Here is an 18201-nt window from a genome sequence, read left to right as displayed (position 1 = left end):
AGCAGCATTATGACTCTGGATACCTATCAAAACCCGATCCTTTGCGCTGACTACTCCGATCCGGACATCGTCCGCGTCGGGGATGACTTCTTTATGGTCTCGTCGAGCTTTAACCATATGCCCGGGCTGCCCGTGCTGCACTCAACGGATCTGGTCAGCTGGCGGATCGTCAACCATGTCTTCACCTCATTCGATCTTCCCGGCTACGATGTCATGCAGCCCGGAAAAGGGGTGTGGGCACCCTCTCTGCGCTGGCATGACGATCGCCTGTGGGTCTTTTTCAGCACCCCTGACGAAGGGATTTTCATGTGCCATACCCGGGATCCGTGGGGAGAGTGGAGCAAGCCGCACTGCGTCCAGCCCGCTAAAGGCTGGATCGATCCCTGTCCCTTCTGGGATGAGGACGGTAGCGCCTGGCTGGTTCACGCCTTTGCCCATAGCCGCAGCGGCATTAAGCATAAGCTACAGCTTTTCTCGATGAAGCCAGACGGTACGGCGTTACAGGGAGAGGGGCAGATTATCTATGATGGCAGCTGCGATCTACCGACGCTGGAGGGACCTAAGGTCTATAAGCGCAACGGCCTCTACTATATCTTCGCGCCGGCGGGCGGGGTGGAGACCGGCTGGCAGGCGGTGCTGCGCGCGCCTGAGATCACCGGGCCGTGGGAGGCACGAAACGTGCTCTTTCAGGGAAGTACCGCTGTGAACGGCCCTCATCAAGGGGGATGGGTAGAGCTGAAAAACGGCGAGTGTTGGTTTGTCCATTTTCAAGATGCGCACCTCTATGGCCGCATTGTGCATCTCCAGCCGATGTCATGGGGCGAGGATGGCTGGCCGCGTATAGGTGAACCTCTTGGTGAGGCAGGCGCTGGGCAGCCGGTTTTGCGCTGGCAAAAGCCAGGCGGCCTGCCTGCGGTGACGCCCTATGCGCCGCAGACCAGCGACGATTTTGCCACCGGTAAGCCTGGGCTACAGTGGCAGTGGCAGGCCAATCCCCAGCCCAACTGGCTGGTTCCGGCCAGGGAAGGGCTTCAGCTGCGCTGTATCCCGCTGCCCGAGTTTGCCGGTCAGCGAACGCTCTACGCCGCCCCGCAGCTGCTGCTGCAAAAGTTTCCCGCATTTGCCTTTGTTGCCCGCACGCGCGCAACGCTCAACGGCGCAAATCCTGAGAATTTCGGCGGGCTGATTATCTATGGTGAACGCTACGCGGCGCTGGTTATTGTCCGTCACGAGGAGCGCCATCAGCTCTGCTATATCCACGGCTGGATGAGCGATGCAGGCGTCATCAGGGAGCAGCGCCAGGCTCTACATACGCTCTCTGGCGCAACCTGTGAGCTAAAAGTGAACGTAGGGGAGGGCGGCGTCTGCCAGTTTGCCTGGCGTGAAGATAACGGGGCGTGGCAGCCAGTCCAGCGCACCTTTGCCGCAGGCAAGGGAAAATGGGTAGGCGCTAAGGTAGGGATCTTTGCCGCTGCTACGACAGATGCACAGGATCCTGGCGCATGCAGCTTTGATAATTTTGTGCTGGAGGTCCGATAATTTTCTGAAAATTGCGCTTACGGTATTTTTTACTGCGTAAGCGCAAGGAAACTTTGCCAAAATTACGCCACTATGTAAATACTAATGAGAACTACTATCAATTCGATGCTGTTTTGATATTATTACGCTCAGATTTTGTGATTTGCGTCCGGAGATACAGAGTGGGTAATAATTTGATGCAGACGGATCTCTCCGTTTGGGGTATGTATCACCATGCCGATATCGTCGTGAAGCTGGTGATGATTGGCTTGATTCTGGCGTCCATTGTCACCTGGGCGATCTTCTTCAGCAAAAGCGTGGAGATGTTCTCGCATAAGCGCCGTCTTAAGCGCGAGCAGAAGCTGTTAAGCGAAGCGCGCACCCTGGATCAGGCGAGCGAAATCGCCGCGGGCTTCCACACCAACAGTCTCAGTACGCAGCTGCTAAACGAAGCGCAGAACGAGCTTGAGCTATCCGCTGGTTCTGAAGATAACGAAGGTATTAAAGAGCGCACCGGCTTCCGCCTGGAGCGCCGCGTTGCCGCCGTTGGCCGTCATCTGGGCCGTGGTAATGGCTTCCTTGCGACCATCGGCGCAATCTCGCCGTTTATCGGCCTGTTCGGTACCGTATGGGGCATCATGAACAGCTTCATCGGCATCGCCCAAACGCAGACCACCAACCTTGCGGTCGTTGCACCCGGCATCGCCGAAGCGCTGCTGGCGACGGCAATCGGTCTGGTCGCCGCTATCCCGGCGGTTGTAATCTACAACATCTTTGCCCGCTCTATCGGCGGCTATAAAGCCATGCTGGGCGACGTCGCCGCGCAGGTGCTGCTGTTACAGAGCCGCGATCTCGACCTGGCTGCCAGCCCGTCGGCTGCGCCAGTTCACTCCGCACAGAAATTACGTTTAGGTTAATTCCGTATGGCAATGCGTCTTAATGAAAATCTGGACGATAACGGTGAAATGCATGAGATCAACGTGACGCCGTTTATCGACGTCATGCTGGTGCTGCTGATTATTTTCATGGTGGCCGCCCCGCTGGCTACCGTTGACGTGAAGGTAAACTTACCGGCCTCCTCCAGCCAGCCGCAACCGCGTCCGGAAAAACCGGTCTACCTGTCGGTAAAAGCAGATAACAGCATGTTTATCGGCAACGATCCGGTGACCGATGAGACGATGGTCAATGCACTGAACGCCCTGACCGAAGGCAAGAAGGACACCACCATCTTCTTCCGTGCGGATAAAACCGTAGACTATGAGACGATGATGAAGGTGATGGACACCCTGCATCAGGCAGGCTATCTGAAGATTGGCCTGGTAGGTGAAGAGGTAACGCGCCCGAAATAAGCGTGGCGTGTGGATAAAAAAAGGGGCCCGCGCGGCCCCTTTTTTGTTGGACGCAAGAATTAGCTTAAATGCATCCCGCCAGTGACGCCGTGTACTTCGGCGGTCACGTAGCTCGACTCCTGGCTCGCCAGATAAACGTAAATAGCGGCAACTTCAGCAGGCTGTCCGGCGCGTTTAAGCGGCGTTGACTGACCAAACTTCGGCAGTTTCTCCTGCGGCTGGCCGCCGGAGATTTGCAAGGCTGTCCAGACAGGGCCTGGCGCAACGCTGTTCACGCGAATGCCTTTCTCCGCCACCTGTTTTGCCAGCCCACGGGTAAAGTTAAGAATGGCCGCCTTGGTGGAAGCATAATCCAGCAGGGTTGCGTTTGGCTGATAGGCTTCTACCGATGAGGTGGTGATAATGCTGGCGCCCGGCTGGAGGAACTTTAACGCCTCCTGGGTGATCCAGAATAGCGAGAAGACGTTAGTTTTGTAGGTCTGCTCAAACTGCTCCGAGGTGAGATCGGCAATATCTTCCACAGCAGTCTGTTTACCGGCAACCAGTGCCAGGATATCTAAGCCGCCCAGGGCATCACGCGCCTGATTCACCAGCGAGCGTGTAAAGGTCTCATCCGTCAGGTCGCCTGGAATCAGCACCGCTTTACGCCCTTCAGCTTCAATCAGCGCTTTAACCTCCTGCGCATCCTCTTCCTCTGCGGGCAGGTAGTTGATAGCGACATCAGCGCCTTCACGCGCGTAAGCGATGGCGGCAGCGCGTCCGATGCCGGAGTCACCTCCTGTCACCAGCGCCTTACGATCCTTAAGACGGCCGCTACCGACATAGCTCTTCTCGCCACAGTCTGGAACGGGATCCATTTTAGCCTGCACCCCTGGAGCGGGCTGTTTCTGTTTCGGGTATCCCTCAGTGTAATACTGGGTAGTAGGGTCCTGAATTTTCGTCTGATCGTTTGCCATAAGTCGTCTCCATCTGTGATACATGCAGATTAAGGATAGATGCTTATGCGGGAAATGCAGGCGAACCGGACGATTCCGTAGGGTTGTGCTCCTCCTCCTGAAGCGCGACTCTGTTGACGCTCCTGGTGCGATATTCGCCGTCGGCAAGCTTGCGGGTGAGTCGCAGCGTGGCGACTTCACGTTCCAGAATATGCTGGTAGTGAGTTTCAAGTTTTGTCATGATCTTTTCCCGTAAGTCGGGATGCAGAGCGATGATTTCATCGATTGCTGCTCCGTAGATCTCTTCTTTAACCTGTAGGGCGTAGATCTCACGACGGTTCTGCCATTTCAGCCTAATCAGCGCTGCTGGAATAGAGATTGACTCTCTGGCAATACGTTGGATGGTCTCATTTTTATTGTGAATTAACGCATCCAGGTTTTGCTTTAAGATAAATTCATCGGTCTTTGTCTCATCCAAAGTCAAATAGACATTGTTATTCTCAATATCTTTATTCACATGAATCATCCTGTAGCGTATAAAACATAGGCGTATCTTTTTCGTGGGTAATGAGATTAAGCCAAATTTCATTTCCCACATCATTTATCTCAATGGTTTTTTTCGCGATTATTTGACTTAAAAGCTGGGAATCAACGTCACCTGTGGCCTGAAGATCGTTCAGCAATCGGCTAAAGGATTCAATTTTTGCCACCCGATATAATCTGTCTTTTATATGACGATCGCGCTCTTCCAGCAGCATATTACGTGATTGCCGGGCAGGGCTAACATTGGTTAATATATCGCTTTCATAATCGGCGAGCGTTCTTTTCCCCTGGGCTAAATTGACATCTTTTTCTGCTTCTCCCGTGTCCGTTTTCACCGTGGAAACGTGAAAACGTGCCGGGACAAGATTCTCGGGCAGCATTGATAATATCCTGTGATTTCAACGGGGTGGAGGTGGGGCGGGCGTGAGTTGCGTTGACAATATCATGGCGCAATTTTAAAATCAAAAAAAATGGAGCCTGCTAATGAACAGTATTTTCTATTCTGTTATCGCCCTGCTGCTGCTTACTGGCGGCGTACTTTTAATGATGCGTGGGTTCAATAACAGCTCGCCAGAGAGAGAAATAGGTCCCTCTGCCGAGCCAACACCCTTAACGAAAGAGGAGGGCGAAGATCATTTTTCCATACTGATGAATGCCATTACGCCCGTGTGGTACTGGCGGGTAAATCATGAATATATTGATTTTCTGCATGCCACCATTAAGCGAATGAACATGGCGGAACTGAATGGTACGCCAGGTTTATTTGAGGCTCAGCGTCGCTGTAGCGATCTCAATTCAGCGGTGTACCGCTATTACGACAATATTAAAAAGCGCTGCCTCAACGGGGAGAAGGTTTCCCATGCCGATCTGGAGGTGCTTAATTTACGCCAGTGCTTTCGTGAGTTTAGCCTCGAGGCCTACCCGGGGCTGGTGGTACTGGTATGGCCCGAATATCAACGGCCGGAAATTGATCCCACTGAGGTGAAAACCTTTCCTGCAGAGTAATCTTTCTGGTGACTGACAAACGCGTTGCATTATGCTTTGCTTAAAAAGCATTCACTTATCGGAGAGCAACGATGACGCGTCTGACCGCCAAAGACTTCCCGCAGGAACTGCTCGATTACTACGACTACTACGCCCACGGCAAGATTTCCAAACGCGAGTTTTTACAGCTGGCGACCCGCTACGCGGTAGGCGGCATGACCGCGCTGGCGTTGTTCAATCTGCTCAAGCCGAACTATGCGCTGGCCACCCAGGTAGAGTTTACCGATCCGGATATTTTACCGGAGTATATTCACTATCCCTCACCGAACGGGCATGGTGAAGTGCGCGGTTATCTGGTCAAGCCGACTAAAGTGGAAGGTAAAGCGCCTGCCGTGGTGGTGGTACATGAGAACCGGGGCCTGAATCCCTATATTGAGGACGTAGCGCGTCGCGTTGCCAAAGCGGGATATATTGCGCTGGCTCCGGATGGTCTCAGCTCCGTAGGGGGTTATCCGGGTAACGATGACGAAGGCCGGGAGCTTCAGCAGAAGGTGGATCCCACTAAGCTGATGAATGACTTCTTTGCAGCGGTGGAGTTTATGCAGCGGCACCCTGACGCCACCGGTAAGGTTGGCATTACCGGTTTTTGCTACGGCGGTGGTGTGGCGAACGCGGCGGCGGTGGCCTATCCGGAACTGGCCTGCGCCGTGCCTTTCTATGGCCGACAGGCTCCGATTGCCGATGTTCCAAAAATCAACGCACCTGTTTTACTGCACTACGCTCAACTAGACACGCGCATCAACGAAGGCTGGCCGGCCTATGAACAGGCACTAAAAGCGAACAATAAGGTCTATAAGGCTTATATCTACCCTGGCGTTAACCATGGATTCCATAATGACTCCACGCCGCGCTATGACCAGCCTGCCGCGGAGCTGGCGTGGCAGCGTACCCTTGACTGGTTTAAATTATACCTGACAGATAATAGTTAAGTTAAGTAACAGTTTAGCGCCGCTAAAATAGTATGGTTTGTGATCGTTTCCTGCTTCGCCAGCAAAATCGTTTGCTGGCGAAAATAGCGTGTTTAAGATTTGCTCATTAGCGCGGATAGATTCCAGTTGGTTAAGAGAAGTTTTGCCTGCAGGCATAAAGTCAGGACTGGCGCGGTCTGATGAGGATTGGTTTGGCTTTTTGACGCAGCAGCGAACAATAAAAGATGAATTTATTCGCTTTATTAAAAAAGAAAGGAAATAACAAAGAATCATTTTTTAAATATGTTATGCGATATGAAGCGAAAGGATTAATGCTATTTGAAGGTATGCATTTTTTTTGACTAAAGCTTATAAAGATTTATGGTCATAAATATAATTGCAGCATTGCTGAATAAAGTCATGACAAAAAAGATATCAAAGGCATCATTTTTTTGTGCTTATTTTTCAGTGCGTTGCAATTAAGATTATTCTTAATGATGCGTTTTTTCTTTTAAATTTATAAGCGTAAACGCAGAGCGTAAACTATTATGCTCCGTTAAACCTTGTTTTAAGCAAGGCAATCCACAGCACGTTTTTTGATCAAAAAAATTACGTGTCACTATACATATTGTCATTAACATGCCGATAACCCTGCTACGTCGCTTGCGACAATAAGTATCCCCCTTATCGGCAAGGAATTAATTATGCGTATGCTGCAAAACTTCACCATTCGTTTGGTGTTGCTGGTTATCCTCGGCGTCTTTTGCCTGCTATGGTCGGGTGTCGGACTGTATAGCGTTTTCTCGCTCTCGAAAGTCGCTGAAGGAAATGACATTGATCGCCAGCTGGTTACCCAGATGACGCTGCTGAGCCAGGGCAACGATCAGTACTTCCGCGTGGTCACTCGCCTGTCACGCGTGCTGGAGACGAAAGCCGCCGGTGGCAGCGCGGATTTCTCACAGGTGCAAGTGGCGCTGGATAACATGAAAACGAAGCTGGAGGCGCTGAAAGCCATCTCACCGGGACCGATGGATCCGAAGGTTTCTGCTCAGACGCTTGCCAGCTGGCAGGCGCTGCTGGATCAGGGCGTGACGCCGCAGGTTCAGCTGGCACAGCAGGGGGCGCTGGAGGCGTATCGCCAGCAGTCGAGTAACGTGACGCCAGCGCTAAGCCGCGCGTTTGGTGCGGCGGCAGAAGCCTTTAACGCTGCCGCCAGCGCAAGGCTTGATGATACCCGGGTCATGGTAGACGGACAGACTAACGTGACCCGCACCCTGATTCTGGCAGCGGTGATCCTCGGCCTGCTGATCCTACTCTTCACCGATCGCTATCTGGTCGCCATGCTGGTGAAACCGCTGGCAACCATCCGTGAGCACTTCCGCATTATTGCCCAGGGCGATCTCAGCCAGCCGGTACAGGATCTGGGCCGCAACTGTGTGGGTCAGCTGGTACCACTGTTGCGCGCGATGCAGGATAGTCTGCGTGAGGCTGTCAGCTCTATTCGCCAGGGCAGCGACAATATCTGGCGTGGGGCGACTGAAATTTCCAGTGGCAATAACGATCTCTCTTCCCGTACGGAAGAGCAGGCGGCGGCGCTGGAAGAGACGGCAGCCAGCATGGAGCAGCTGACCGCGACGGTTAAACTGAATGCCGACAACGCACGTCAGGCCAGCGAGCTTGCGGACGTTGCCTCAACGCGAGCAAGCAAAGGTGGCGCGCTGGTCGATGAGGTGATCGGCACGATGAACGACATCTCGGATAGCTCGAAGAAGATTGCTGAGATCACCACGGTCATCAATAGCATCGCTTTTCAGACCAATATTCTGGCGCTCAATGCGGCGGTGGAGGCGGCACGAGCGGGCGAACAGGGACGTGGCTTTGCCGTGGTAGCGGGTGAAGTGCGTAATCTTGCCAGCCGCAGCGCCGATGCGGCGAAGGAGATTGAGTCGCTGATAAACGACTCTGTCAGCCGGGTCGATAGGGGGGCGCAGCTGGTTAATGACGCTGGCACCACGATGGAGGGCATTCTGCGGGCGGTAACGGAAGTGACCACTATTATGAAGCAGATTGCCAGCGCGTCTGCCGAGCAGAGCAAAGGCATCTCCCAGGTAGGTGTTGCCATTACCGAGATGGATAGCGTAACGCAGCAAAATGCCTCGCTGGTGGAGGAGGTTTCTGCAGCAGCAGCAGCCCTTGAGCGTCAGACCGAAGAGCTGCAGCGTTCGGTACAGCGGTTCCGTCTCTCTGCTAACGATCGGGAAATGGCGGCAGCGCCAGTAAACGCGCCTGCGATGCGTCGTGCGGCAGTGGCGGCTCCGGCAGAAGATGAGTGGGTCGCGTTCTAAACGCTTTTAGTAGACCCCGCGAGCGGTGTGGCACCCAGTGCCGCGCCGTTTTTACCGGCATGCTTAATTTGATACATCGCCTGGTCGGCGCGAACCAGCGCGCTGACAAAATCATCCTGCGGCAGTGCCTGCTCAATGCCGATCGAGGCGCCGACGTTTGCGGTGCCGTTATCCAGTTCAAACGGCGTCAGTGCTGCCTGTAAACAGTCGCGTGCGGCATTGCTCACCTGGATATCACTCAGCGTAAAGGGCAGCAGCAGCACAAACTCATCCCCGCCAAGCCGCCCGACAATCGTTCCCGATGGGCAGGTCTCACGCAGACGCTGGCTAAGCTGCATCAGCAGTTCATCCCCGCTACGGTGGCCGAAGGTGTCATTCACGGTCTTAAAATCATCAAGGTCGATAAACGCCACGCAGAGCGCGCCCGCTATTTTCAACGCCTCGAAATGCTGGATCAGAGCATGGCGGTTGGCAAGGCCGGTAAGGGGATCGTGGTTTGCCAGCAGGGCGAGTTGCTCCTCGTACTGTTTCTCTTTGGTCATGTCGATATGCGTGCCGGTGACCTTCAGCGGCTGGCCACTGTCGTCCCACTCGCTGACGCGTCCCCGATCCAGCACCCAGGTGACGGTGCCATTTTTATGCTGCATCCGGTGTAGCGCTTCATAAAAGGGGGTTTTGCCGTGCAGATGGCCGTAGAAGGCATCCAGCACCCGATCTCTGTCGTCGGGGTGAAGATGCTCTTTCCAGACCTCAAAGTGCGCACTCAACTCTTTCGGCTGGTAGCCTAGCATCGAACCCCAGCGACGGTTATAGATAATAAGCTTGCCGCTGGGCACGTCCAGCTGCCACAGACAGAGACCAGTACCGTCCAGCGCTGCGCTGAGCTTGCTGCGAGCGTCACGCGCCAGCCGCACCAGACGGGCATTGTGCTTCTTCAGATTCTGGATCTGCTGCTTAAGCGCGAGTTCAGACATACCCACCGATTAGGTATAAATAAAAAGCATTCTTACTAGTTATTTTTTTGTTGTAAATACAGTAGGTGAAAAAGAGAAGATTAATCGAGCCAAAAAGATGACCGGGCGGGATATGCCCGGTCGGTAAGCATTAGCTCTGGCGTTTATCTTCCGTATTATTGGTGAAGTCGCTGGCATCGTGGCGTTCATGCAGCTGTTCGTTAAGCGGTCCGTTGGTACGATTAACGATGCGGCCACGCTGTACGCCGGGACGCTTAGCCACTTCTTTTGCCCAGCGCAGCACGTTGGTATAGCTGCTGGCATCAAGAAACTCTGCCGCGTCGTAAACGTTACCGAGCACGACGTTGCCGTACCACGGCCAGATAGCCATATCGGCAATGGTATACTCGTCTCCCGCAATAAATGTGTGTTGTGCAAGCTGCTTATCAAGCACGTCGAGCTGGCGCTTAGCCTCCATGGTGAAACGGTTAATAGCGTACTCAATTTTTACCGGCGCATAGCTATAGAAATGGCCGAAACCGCCGCCGAGGAATGGCGCAGACCCTTGCAGCCAGAAGAGCCAGTTCAAGGTTTCGGCGCGGCCTGCCGGATCTGTTGGCAGGAAGTGGCCAAACTTTTCCGCCAGATAGAGCAGAATCGAACCGGACTCAAAGACGCGGGTTGGCGGCGTGGTGCTGTGGTCGCGCAGGGCCGGGATCTTTGAGTTCGGGTTTACCTCAACAAAGCCGCTGGAGAACTGGTCCCCCTCGCCGATGCGGATCAGCCAGGCATCGTACTCCGCCTCGCTGACACCTCTCTCCAGCAGCTCTTCCAGCAGAATGGTGACCTTCTGGCCGTTCGGCGTGCCAAGAGAGTAGAGCTGCAGAGGGTGTTTGCCCACCGGCAGCGTTTTTTCATGCGTCGAGCCGGAGACCGGACGGTTAATATTGGCAAACGCGCCGCCGCCGGATTTATCCCACGTCCACACTTTCGGTGGCTGATAGCTGTTGTCTGACATAGCGATTCCCCTTTCATTGATGTGATAAGCAGTGTAGCAGGCATGAGGCTGCCGGGATTTTGGTTGGTACTGTGTAAAACAGACACTTTACGCAAATAACGCGATGCCTATGCTTAGCATAAAAGGCAACAGTGTGTTTTATCACTTAATGAGGTAGGAAATTATGTCATGGGAAAACGTTGATTCAATCAGCAATATAAAAATATGGTCTGAGTATTCGAATAGTACCCAAGCCCACCTGTTTGTGAATGGCCGGCATCAGGTTTTACTCACTGTAGGCCTCTCTTTTACGCTTCTCGATGCAGCGCAACCCGGTCCCGATAGCGATGAGGTGCTGAGCGTCCTCCAGTTGATTAATAATACAGATAGCGGAAGCCTAAAATATCTGGCGGAGGTAGATAAGGGACAATACAATTCGGTGTTCGATCCTTCCCTCCAATCATCCTCTGGAAGTGGTGCGTCTGTTGATAATGGGATTTATGATTACACCTATTCATTTTATCTGCAATCTGACCGTAGCATAAACGTGGGCGGCTGGTCCGAAAGCGTAGCGTTACGTTTAGATTATATTTCATATAGAAACAAATCCCCACAAACGGTGGTTTATGAAACGTCGAGGCTCGGTTCAGGTATAAAAACGAATGTGCAAATCTGCTGCTATCCGGAAAGGCTGTATGGCAATCATGGCGGACGGCGGACGGCGCTAAATATAATTGAGAGGTTAAACTCTGTTCCCGTTCATGTAAATCATAACCAATCAAGTGGCTCTGGTTTTCATTCTGATTTGTATGCTCTTTATATTGATGATGATTACTTTAAAATCATAGCTTTTGATGGTCAGCATGCGGCAGACAGTACTGCTCTGGAGCCATTGTCCTACTATATGGTCAAGGAAAAACCAGAATATGACCAGATTCAAAACACACATTTTCCTTCAGTATCGCCGGGCAAAAGCAGCTATGACGTTGAAATCAACTTTCGTGAAGGGGCGGGCAGCGGAACGCCAATGATCGAAGCGACGGTTAGCGTAGATCAGCAAGAGGGGGACATTAGCTTTATTGCCAGTTACTACGATTTGCAGGGAGACGACAGTGGGCAGGATCATAACGGATCGGTGAAAATATATTTCTACGATCAGTTTGGAAACAGCGGTGTTGCCCTGGTGAATGAATGCCCACCTGAGATTGTGAGCGTTAGTTAGATATAGCTTGATTTTATGTAATTATGAGTTATTTACGCGTCGATTTTAACCGCCAGCATGTTTTATTGTTTTGCTGGCGGTTTTATTTGGGCCTGACTTACTTTTATGATAAACAATTTATTTTTATTCCTATTTTTATGTGCCGGGTAACATTGGGGTAGATACTAATATTGATATCATGTGATCATCCCCCAGTGGCGCAGCATCAGGACAAAGAGCTGATAAAGGGTGCTCTGCCAGCAGATGAGAGTTTGGATATAGCGTTGTATATCAGACAACCGATCGGCTAATTTCTGAGTCAGTCATAAAAACGTAATGTTATTTTGGCGGGTGCCGTGTGCAGGGTCCGCTAATAGTGCAATTTAGAGCAGTTTGTTTTTTTATACACTATATTAGTTCCATTAAGCACAGAGAGAACGCCATCGCGGAATGAACTCTACCAGAAAACCTCTTAAATCCTGAGGGGAGATAGGGTATCAGAATACCTTAATAGGATGAAGGGAGTTTGCCGACAAAAAGGAGTTTCCCATTCGTAATGTTTATATAGCCGCCAAGTTTGAGATCAAAAAGAATTTTCATAATTCTACTGCGTGAAAGACCCGATCTTTTTTGAATGAACTTTGGCAGGCTTATTTGCGAACGATAGGTGTCTGGATAAAGCCATACCTCCTGAATCACGGATTTTATAATGCTATAGGAATCCATGCCGATATAAGATCTTTCTTTATTGACCATGGCTATTATCCGATGTGCTAAAATTCTGGCGACATGATGCCATAGCTCTTTTCTATCTGCTGTATTAACAAACAGTTGCAATGGAACGAAATATAAAGTGGCGTCTGTTTCTGCATGCAAGGTGCTTCGTATCGTTCCCGGGACGTTATAATATGCACCGTATCCGTGGCTTAAGCCGATGATAGTGGGAGGGTAGAGAGTAGAAATAAAATGGCCGGAGTCAGCGTTGATAGCAGAAACCAGTCCGTCAGTAATGAGTATAACCCCTACACCCTCATCTTCTTCATTAAGCCGGTAATGCTTGCCTTTTTTTAATAATATCTTTTTTCCATAGGGTAGTACGTGTGAAAAAATTGTTTCAATAGCCTTCATTGGCTTTGATTTAACTGCGAAACTAAAGTAGTGGTCAAAGACATCATTGTCAGTTATCTGCGTTTTCATCGAGACTCCATTTATTAGGGTGGTACGTGTTCAGATAATATAGAACGTTGTGCTTTTGTCAATCTTACACAATATGAGTTGCTAGTGAAAAAAGCAGATAATTGAGAGTGGGTAATAATTCCTGTTACTGTTATTTATAAGGAAATCCCTATTTAAAGTTCTATGGCAATACTTTTTATCATGAGCTTAAGAGATTATACAGGCATTGTAATAAGCCGGGGGATCTGAAAATAACGAGAAAGATTAATAAAATTTAATACATAACTCGCTGCTATTTGTAAATGAGATGTAATGTTGCGATAGCGTCAACTTTGCCAGACGATACCTCTCCAGTGCGCACCATTTCAGCGCTGAAATTGAGTGCCTTATCATGCTGTTGAGCAGTCAGCGGATGCGCAAGGGTTATAGAAGCGCCGCTATCATCTCGTAAACGAATACCTATGCCCTCGGCCCGTCCTCTGCCTGCTAACGGTTTTAATAACCCAAACCGATCCCTCTCTCCTTCCCATATTGCACCCAGATGCAGAGGAAGTGGGCAGTTGAACTCCACCCGAAACGGTACCCGATTCGATGATGTAAGCAAAGAAGGGAAAGATTTGGTACCGACGGTACCTAAATTTACCGTTTGAACCCGGGGATTACATCCCGAGTTTTCAATAACGATACCTTGAGCAAGAGTAATTAATAGGGCAGGCTTACCCCTGTCGCCACGAACAATACCGTAGATGCCAGGTCTGATGCGACCCGCAGCAGCGGCATGAGAAGCCGTCCGTACCAGCTGCAATTCCACTTGAGACGACGTCGGCCAGCTCGGCTGACATGCTTCTCCTTCGCAGGCTATAGAATGTTTCCACGGTACCGGCTGGTTATCGATAAATAACCTGTAGCCAATCCCGGGCACGCCTGTAGCAAAGGTTTCGTTATCCATTACCAGCGGCCGGGTAGCAAACACTCGCATCGTCCCGCCGGAATGACAGGAAACCCCAGATTTAACGGGATCGGCAGGGATCTGCTGGGTCACCTGAGCCAGAATGCTGCCGTTACTCTCTCCGCCAGACAGGCTGATAGTGGGCAGAGTGAATCGCATCACGTTGGTTTGAGTCACTTCGCACTCTGCGATAGCACAGGATGACCAGAACAGAATGGCCATGGCTGTTCCGGCTAAGCTACGCACAAACCAGATTAAGTTCATAGAGATGCCTCCCTTTTTGTAGATGGAGTTGGTAACCCGCGCGGCACTGCTGATGCGGATCGCCCCAGCTCACGACAATCTCGCCCTTGACGGGGGCGCCGGACAAAAAGAGCTGACCGCGATCGTCAACGATGCCTTCATTACTTTGCCCACCCGCAGTGGCAGTGGCACCGAACGGCACCAGCGTGCCATCAGGCCGGCGTAGGGTAACAAGCAGCTTTTTTCCCGTATGGGCAGTAAACTGCGCCAGAACGACTGCACCATCCGTAGGCGTCAAATGGACACCCGTGTTGTCGAGGGTGGTATCGCCAGCGATTCCTTCTTGTTCAAGTGTGAGGGTATTATCCCGGTAGGGCTGAAGCCCTGATACCATGGCCAGACCCGAGCCATCGGTAGCCACGCCGGGGCTGCCTGCAACTTTTAATCCTTCAGTATCAGGAGCGCTAATAAGCGCCAACGTGTCTGTGCTATCAAAGGGTTGACCTGCGGTAATGCCATAGGCCGATGCCAGAAACGAGCCTTGTGCGCGCCAGGTCAGTTTCTGGCTGTCGGCGCTGTCGCTATAGCTGGCCTGATACTCACCGTGGCGGGACTTATAATCACCGCTGGCGTTGAAACTGCGGCTTTCGCTATTACCCTGGGAGGCACCTATATTCCACGCCAGGTCATTATCATCAAGTGTGTTATCCCCGTTCACCGCCAGGCTTTGCGAGGGCGCGCCCGGCCGCTGAACGCTGATACCGGTATTCAGCCATGCGCTATCCGATAGCGCAGAGAGCGGGATTTGCACGTTAGCCACCAGCTGCTGATCGGAACTGCCATCCTCGTTCTGCGTCCAGCTCCAGCCAGCGCTAATGGTCAGATTGTGCCAGGTCTGGTTGTAACCCAGCGACAGATTTTTATCCGCAGAGTTATGCCAATACTCTGTTTTCCACAGGCTGAGCGTCAGGGAGGCGGAGTCGAAGATCGGCTGATTAACGGCTAATTGTATTTTGCTTTTCTGGCTGGAATAGGTTGCGCTATCGTCATTCCGATTTTGCAAGGCGTTGGTATAGGAGAGATAACCTTCATCAGGAGAGAAGGCCCAGGACAAGGTAATATCACTGCGGGTGGGAACCAGGCTGGCGGCATACTGCAGCCGGTAGCTTTTGCCATGCGTTATCCGGTTTCTGGACAGACGGTTTTCCATCATCGTCGCATCTAAAGAGAGCGCGCCTAATTTTCCCACGCTTACAGCATACCCAGGATCGACGGCAGTATACTCTTCAGCAAGCTGAATACCGCCAAACAGCGTCATGGAGTAGGGCAGACCATAGAACAGAGCAGATTGATAAAACCGGGGATGTTCCGACTGCCCACTGTTATCATAGCGGCCCATTTCCAGGGAGTATTTCAAATGCCCTGGCCGCTGCATAACCGACACACTTCCCCAGGGCTGATAAAAGTGATGCTCGCTGCCATCGGTCTCTTTAATGCTAACCAGTAGTTCTCCGGCGCCCGACTGCGGATAGATATCCTTAATCTCAAATGCACCGGCAGGCACGTAGCTTTGATAGATCACGCTGCCGTTCTGGCTTATGCGAACTCGGGCATTTGCCGTTCTGGCAATTCCGCGGACGACGGGGGCATAACCCTGTAACTTATCGGAAAGCATATTGTCCGTTGACGAGAGCGACACACCGGTAAACGAGAAGCCATCAAATAGCGTGGCGTCACTTGAGCGGTTTCCGATATATAACGTGCTACGAATGGCTGCGATATCACGCTGAAGCCAGCTATCATTCGCATCCCAGCTTGTTTTCCCATTTTCAGGCTTATCAAGCGTACCCTGGCTTCTGATATGCCAGGCACCCAGGTTCAGCCCTCCGTTGAGCTTCAAAAAGCGATCCCCGGCGTGGAACGCGCTGTCGTCTGTACTGACCTGGCTGCCGCTCACGTCATAGTTTAACAGCAGAGCATTAATCCCTTCGTCCCATTGCAGCGGTGGCACATTAAAATCGGCATCATCGTTTTGTATCAGATAAATTTGCGGAATATTAATAGCTAACTGCAGCTTACTAAGATCAAGCTGCGCACTGCTGCCAGGAAAACGCGTGGTTATGTCCAGCAAATCGGCAGAAGCTATTTTAGGGCCTTTAGCAAGCGTGAGATCCAGCGCGAGGAGCTGGCACTGGCGGGGCGTTAACAGTGGTGTCAAACCCTTCTCTTTCGCGATAAATTTGATCTTCATTTTGTTGTATGCCTGCCCGTTGCGTCTCACGGAAACGTAATAGATGCCTGGCAGCCAGGTAACGTGATTGAATTGGGCGACATCGATATTTTTGACCGTGGTTTGTGAGGTGTTTTCCAGTTCATCAGCACTAAACGTGTAGTTTGCCGGGCGGGCGGAAAATGGGATGAACAGCATCAGGAATCCGGCATAAAACGTAACGGTATTCGCTCTCATCACAATAGCGACCAAAACCCGTTTCAGGGCAGCGCCTGAGTATAAGTTTTTGATACCTGCGCTAAATCACCGATTGTCTGCCAGGAAACGTTACTGACGTGGTGAGCCGTCAGGGCATAGGTCTGATGAGCAAAAGGGGGGATCATGGCATTTTTACCCACCTTAATCGGGGCGTCATTTGCCGTAAGGGAATAAAACGTAATGAAGTAGGGGGAGGGGTTAGAGACCGTTAGCTGCCCACCGTTTTGTACGAAAACCAGTTGGCCCCATGCTGCTTCAACTCCTTCATCGGAGAGAGAGGCCGGACGATAAAATAGCTTGAGCGTGGATTTGACAGCAATCATCAGGCTGTTGCCAGCTTTGTCTGAATGCCCCGGGATAGCTTTTACATTAAGATAAAAAATCGACTCGCGATCGCTCGGTAATGATACGGAGGTTTTTACAATATTGAGTTCATTCTTGTCTCCGCCATTCATCCTGAAAAGGGGAGGCGTAACGATAAACGGTACATTTTGGTTTGCCGTCTGCGTTGAAGAGAGGTTATCAGGCGTAAGCGCTACCCAGGACTGAAGCAGATAGGGCTGGTTATCATAGTTATTGAGCTGAAGAGTAATACTGTCGTCTGACTCATGGTATACCAGCCTGGTGCTTCCCAACGTAACGGATGCCTGGCCAAGCATTGGTATAAATAGAATAGATAACGTGAAAAGATGGCGAGGAAGCGCCAGAATTTTACTAAAGGTAATCATAAAATTTTTCGCAACTGTAGTATGTAAAAAAGTGGCGTATTTGTCCTATAAACACGCCACTCAAATAAAAATATTACATATAGGCAATGTTAACTGAGGTGGAGACATCAAAGGATGTATTGGTAACACCCTCTTTCAATTTAACTAGCTGTGCAGTATAAGTTCCTTTAAAGCCGTTTGTACCATCTTTACGCATGCCGTACGGATCCAATACGTTGGGTAAAACTGGGGCGGTAGTTGCACTTTCTCCACTGGTTGTATCTGATATGGCCAGGCCAAGACTATCATCAGTACCATTCACGGAGAAATATTGATTATCCGTAGATGGCGTACCCATAAAGGTAACTTCAGCACCTTGCATGCTTGATGGGCAACCCGTTAGCTCAACTTCAAATGCATAAGGATCGCTGGCACCCCCTACGGCTACTTTAGATATGTCAATCGTTCCCATTTCCAGAGAGGCATCTCCGGATGCGTTATTAACCTGAACTGTGCAGCTCATGTTAGCTACCGTGCCTTTAAAATGAATATTAGCGGTTCCGCTATCCGCGAAAGAAGATGCAGAAGATAAGATGGCAGCTGAGCCAATTAACATAGAAATTATTTTTTGTTTCATAAATCCCTCATCAAGATACACGTAAAATATAGCCGGGTGAGGATATCTTCATCCCCATTTTCACGAAAGCATTTTGAATGTACTCAAAAGTACAGGGGGGAGGAGTCAATGGTGGTTAATTTAATTTCAGTTTTAAATACATATTTTGACGCGACGGTTTAAATAAAAAATGCCATCTTTGAACTTAATTATTGTCCTTTTTAAGACA

The 18201-nt window shown here is 50.9% G+C and carries 17 protein-coding genes; 7 read left to right on the top strand and 10 right to left on the bottom strand.

Going from position 1 to position 18201, the window contains the following annotated elements:
* The first annotated feature begins 9 nt into the window (after positions 1 to 9).
* The 3 genes from RTN40_RS12295 to exbD all read left to right on the top strand — a co-directional run bounded on the left by RTN40_RS12295 (position 10) and on the right by exbD (position 2867).
* Positions 10 to 1539 (top strand): glycoside hydrolase 43 family protein, encoded by a 1530-nt coding sequence (locus RTN40_RS12295; RefSeq protein ID WP_312228714.1) that lies wholly within the window; start codon positions 10 to 12, stop codon positions 1537 to 1539.
* A 161-nt stretch (positions 1540 to 1700) separates the two neighbouring features.
* Positions 1701 to 2435 carry a tol-pal system-associated acyl-CoA thioesterase gene (gene exbB / locus RTN40_RS12290; RefSeq protein ID WP_312228713.1) on the top strand — a complete coding sequence of 245 codons (735 nt, stop codon included), beginning with the start codon at positions 1701 to 1703 and terminating at the stop codon, positions 2433 to 2435.
* A gap of 6 nt (positions 2436 to 2441) precedes the next feature.
* Positions 2442 to 2867, top strand: coding sequence for a TonB system transport protein ExbD (gene exbD, locus RTN40_RS12285; RefSeq protein ID WP_312212107.1), 426 nt, complete (start codon positions 2442 to 2444; stop codon positions 2865 to 2867).
* A gap of 59 nt (positions 2868 to 2926) precedes the next feature.
* Here the strand turns inward: exbD and RTN40_RS12280 are convergent, their stop codons facing one another.
* Genes RTN40_RS12280 through RTN40_RS12270 form a run of 3 tightly spaced genes read right to left on the bottom strand, consistent with a single transcriptional unit; the run spans position 2927 to position 4725 of the window.
* A complete protein-coding gene (locus RTN40_RS12280; RefSeq protein ID WP_312228712.1) occupies positions 2927 to 3823 on the bottom strand; it encodes an SDR family oxidoreductase in 897 nt (298 codons plus the stop codon).
* A gap of 43 nt (positions 3824 to 3866) precedes the next feature.
* Positions 3867 to 4328, bottom strand: coding sequence for a cytoplasmic protein (locus RTN40_RS12275; RefSeq protein WP_312228711.1), 462 nt, complete (start codon positions 4326 to 4328; stop codon positions 3867 to 3869).
* Complete coding sequence (locus tag RTN40_RS12270) at positions 4312 to 4725, bottom strand: hypothetical protein (protein WP_312228710.1); 414 nt, start codon at positions 4723 to 4725, stop codon at positions 4312 to 4314. The genes RTN40_RS12275 and RTN40_RS12270 overlap by 17 nt, the downstream gene beginning before the upstream one ends.
* A gap of 103 nt (positions 4726 to 4828) precedes the next feature.
* On the opposite strand from RTN40_RS12270, the gene RTN40_RS12265 reads away from it, so the two are divergent.
* The 3 genes from RTN40_RS12265 to RTN40_RS12255 all read left to right on the top strand — a co-directional run bounded on the left by RTN40_RS12265 (position 4829) and on the right by RTN40_RS12255 (position 8642).
* Positions 4829 to 5350 carry an ESA_00282 family adhesion-associated protein gene (locus RTN40_RS12265; protein WP_312228709.1) on the top strand — a complete coding sequence of 174 codons (522 nt, stop codon included), beginning with the start codon at positions 4829 to 4831 and terminating at the stop codon, positions 5348 to 5350.
* 71 nt (positions 5351 to 5421) lie between these two features.
* Complete coding sequence (yghX, locus tag RTN40_RS12260; protein ID WP_312228708.1) at positions 5422 to 6318, top strand: YghX family hydrolase; 897 nt, start codon at positions 5422 to 5424, stop codon at positions 6316 to 6318.
* Between the two features lie 683 nt (positions 6319 to 7001).
* Positions 7002 to 8642 carry a methyl-accepting chemotaxis protein gene (locus RTN40_RS12255; RefSeq protein ID WP_312228707.1) on the top strand — a complete coding sequence of 547 codons (1641 nt, stop codon included), beginning with the start codon at positions 7002 to 7004 and terminating at the stop codon, positions 8640 to 8642.
* Here RTN40_RS12255 and RTN40_RS12250 read toward each other — a convergent pair.
* Positions 8639 to 9616, bottom strand: a complete 978-nt coding sequence (locus RTN40_RS12250; protein ID WP_312228706.1) for a sensor domain-containing diguanylate cyclase — start codon at positions 9614 to 9616, stop codon at positions 8639 to 8641. The genes RTN40_RS12255 and RTN40_RS12250 overlap by 4 nt on opposite strands.
* Positions 9617 to 9746: 130 nt before the next feature.
* The gene (yghU, locus tag RTN40_RS12245) at positions 9747 to 10613 is read right to left on the bottom strand and encodes a glutathione-dependent disulfide-bond oxidoreductase (RefSeq protein ID WP_312228705.1); all 867 of its coding nucleotides are present in this window, start codon (positions 10611 to 10613) and stop codon (positions 9747 to 9749) included.
* 163 nt (positions 10614 to 10776) lie between these two features.
* On the opposite strand from yghU, the gene RTN40_RS12240 reads away from it, so the two are divergent.
* Complete coding sequence (locus tag RTN40_RS12240) at positions 10777 to 11814, top strand: hypothetical protein (RefSeq protein ID WP_312228704.1); 1038 nt, start codon at positions 10777 to 10779, stop codon at positions 11812 to 11814.
* 486 nt (positions 11815 to 12300) lie between these two features.
* Here the strand turns inward: RTN40_RS12240 and RTN40_RS12235 are convergent, their stop codons facing one another.
* From RTN40_RS12235 to RTN40_RS12215, 5 genes are all read right to left on the bottom strand, one after another.
* Positions 12301 to 12990 (bottom strand): helix-turn-helix domain-containing protein, encoded by a 690-nt coding sequence (locus RTN40_RS12235; RefSeq protein ID WP_312228703.1) that lies wholly within the window; start codon positions 12988 to 12990, stop codon positions 12301 to 12303.
* A gap of 271 nt (positions 12991 to 13261) precedes the next feature.
* Positions 13262 to 14182 carry a fimbrial protein gene (locus tag RTN40_RS12230; RefSeq protein WP_312228702.1) on the bottom strand — a complete coding sequence of 307 codons (921 nt, stop codon included), beginning with the start codon at positions 14180 to 14182 and terminating at the stop codon, positions 13262 to 13264.
* Complete coding sequence (locus tag RTN40_RS12225; RefSeq protein ID WP_312228701.1) at positions 14157 to 16589, bottom strand: fimbria/pilus outer membrane usher protein; 2433 nt, start codon at positions 16587 to 16589, stop codon at positions 14157 to 14159. Before RTN40_RS12225 ends, RTN40_RS12230 begins: the two co-directional genes overlap by 26 nt.
* A gap of 62 nt (positions 16590 to 16651) precedes the next feature.
* Positions 16652 to 17377: a molecular chaperone gene (locus tag RTN40_RS12220; RefSeq protein ID WP_312228700.1), complete on the bottom strand. Its 726-nt coding sequence runs from the start codon at positions 17375 to 17377 to the stop codon at positions 16652 to 16654.
* Positions 17378 to 17450: 73 nt separating this feature from the next.
* On the bottom strand, positions 17451 to 17993 hold the full coding sequence (locus RTN40_RS12215) for a hypothetical protein (protein WP_312228699.1): 543 nt from the start codon (positions 17991 to 17993) through the stop codon (positions 17451 to 17453).
* Positions 17994 to 18201 lie beyond the last annotated feature (208 nt).

This window comes from Pseudescherichia sp., assembly GCF_031987975.1.
GTDB lineage: Bacteria > Pseudomonadota > Gammaproteobacteria > Enterobacterales > Enterobacteriaceae > Pseudescherichia.
The sequence above is the reverse complement of the archived record's forward strand: the minus strand, read 5'-3'. Positions and strand labels throughout refer to the sequence as shown.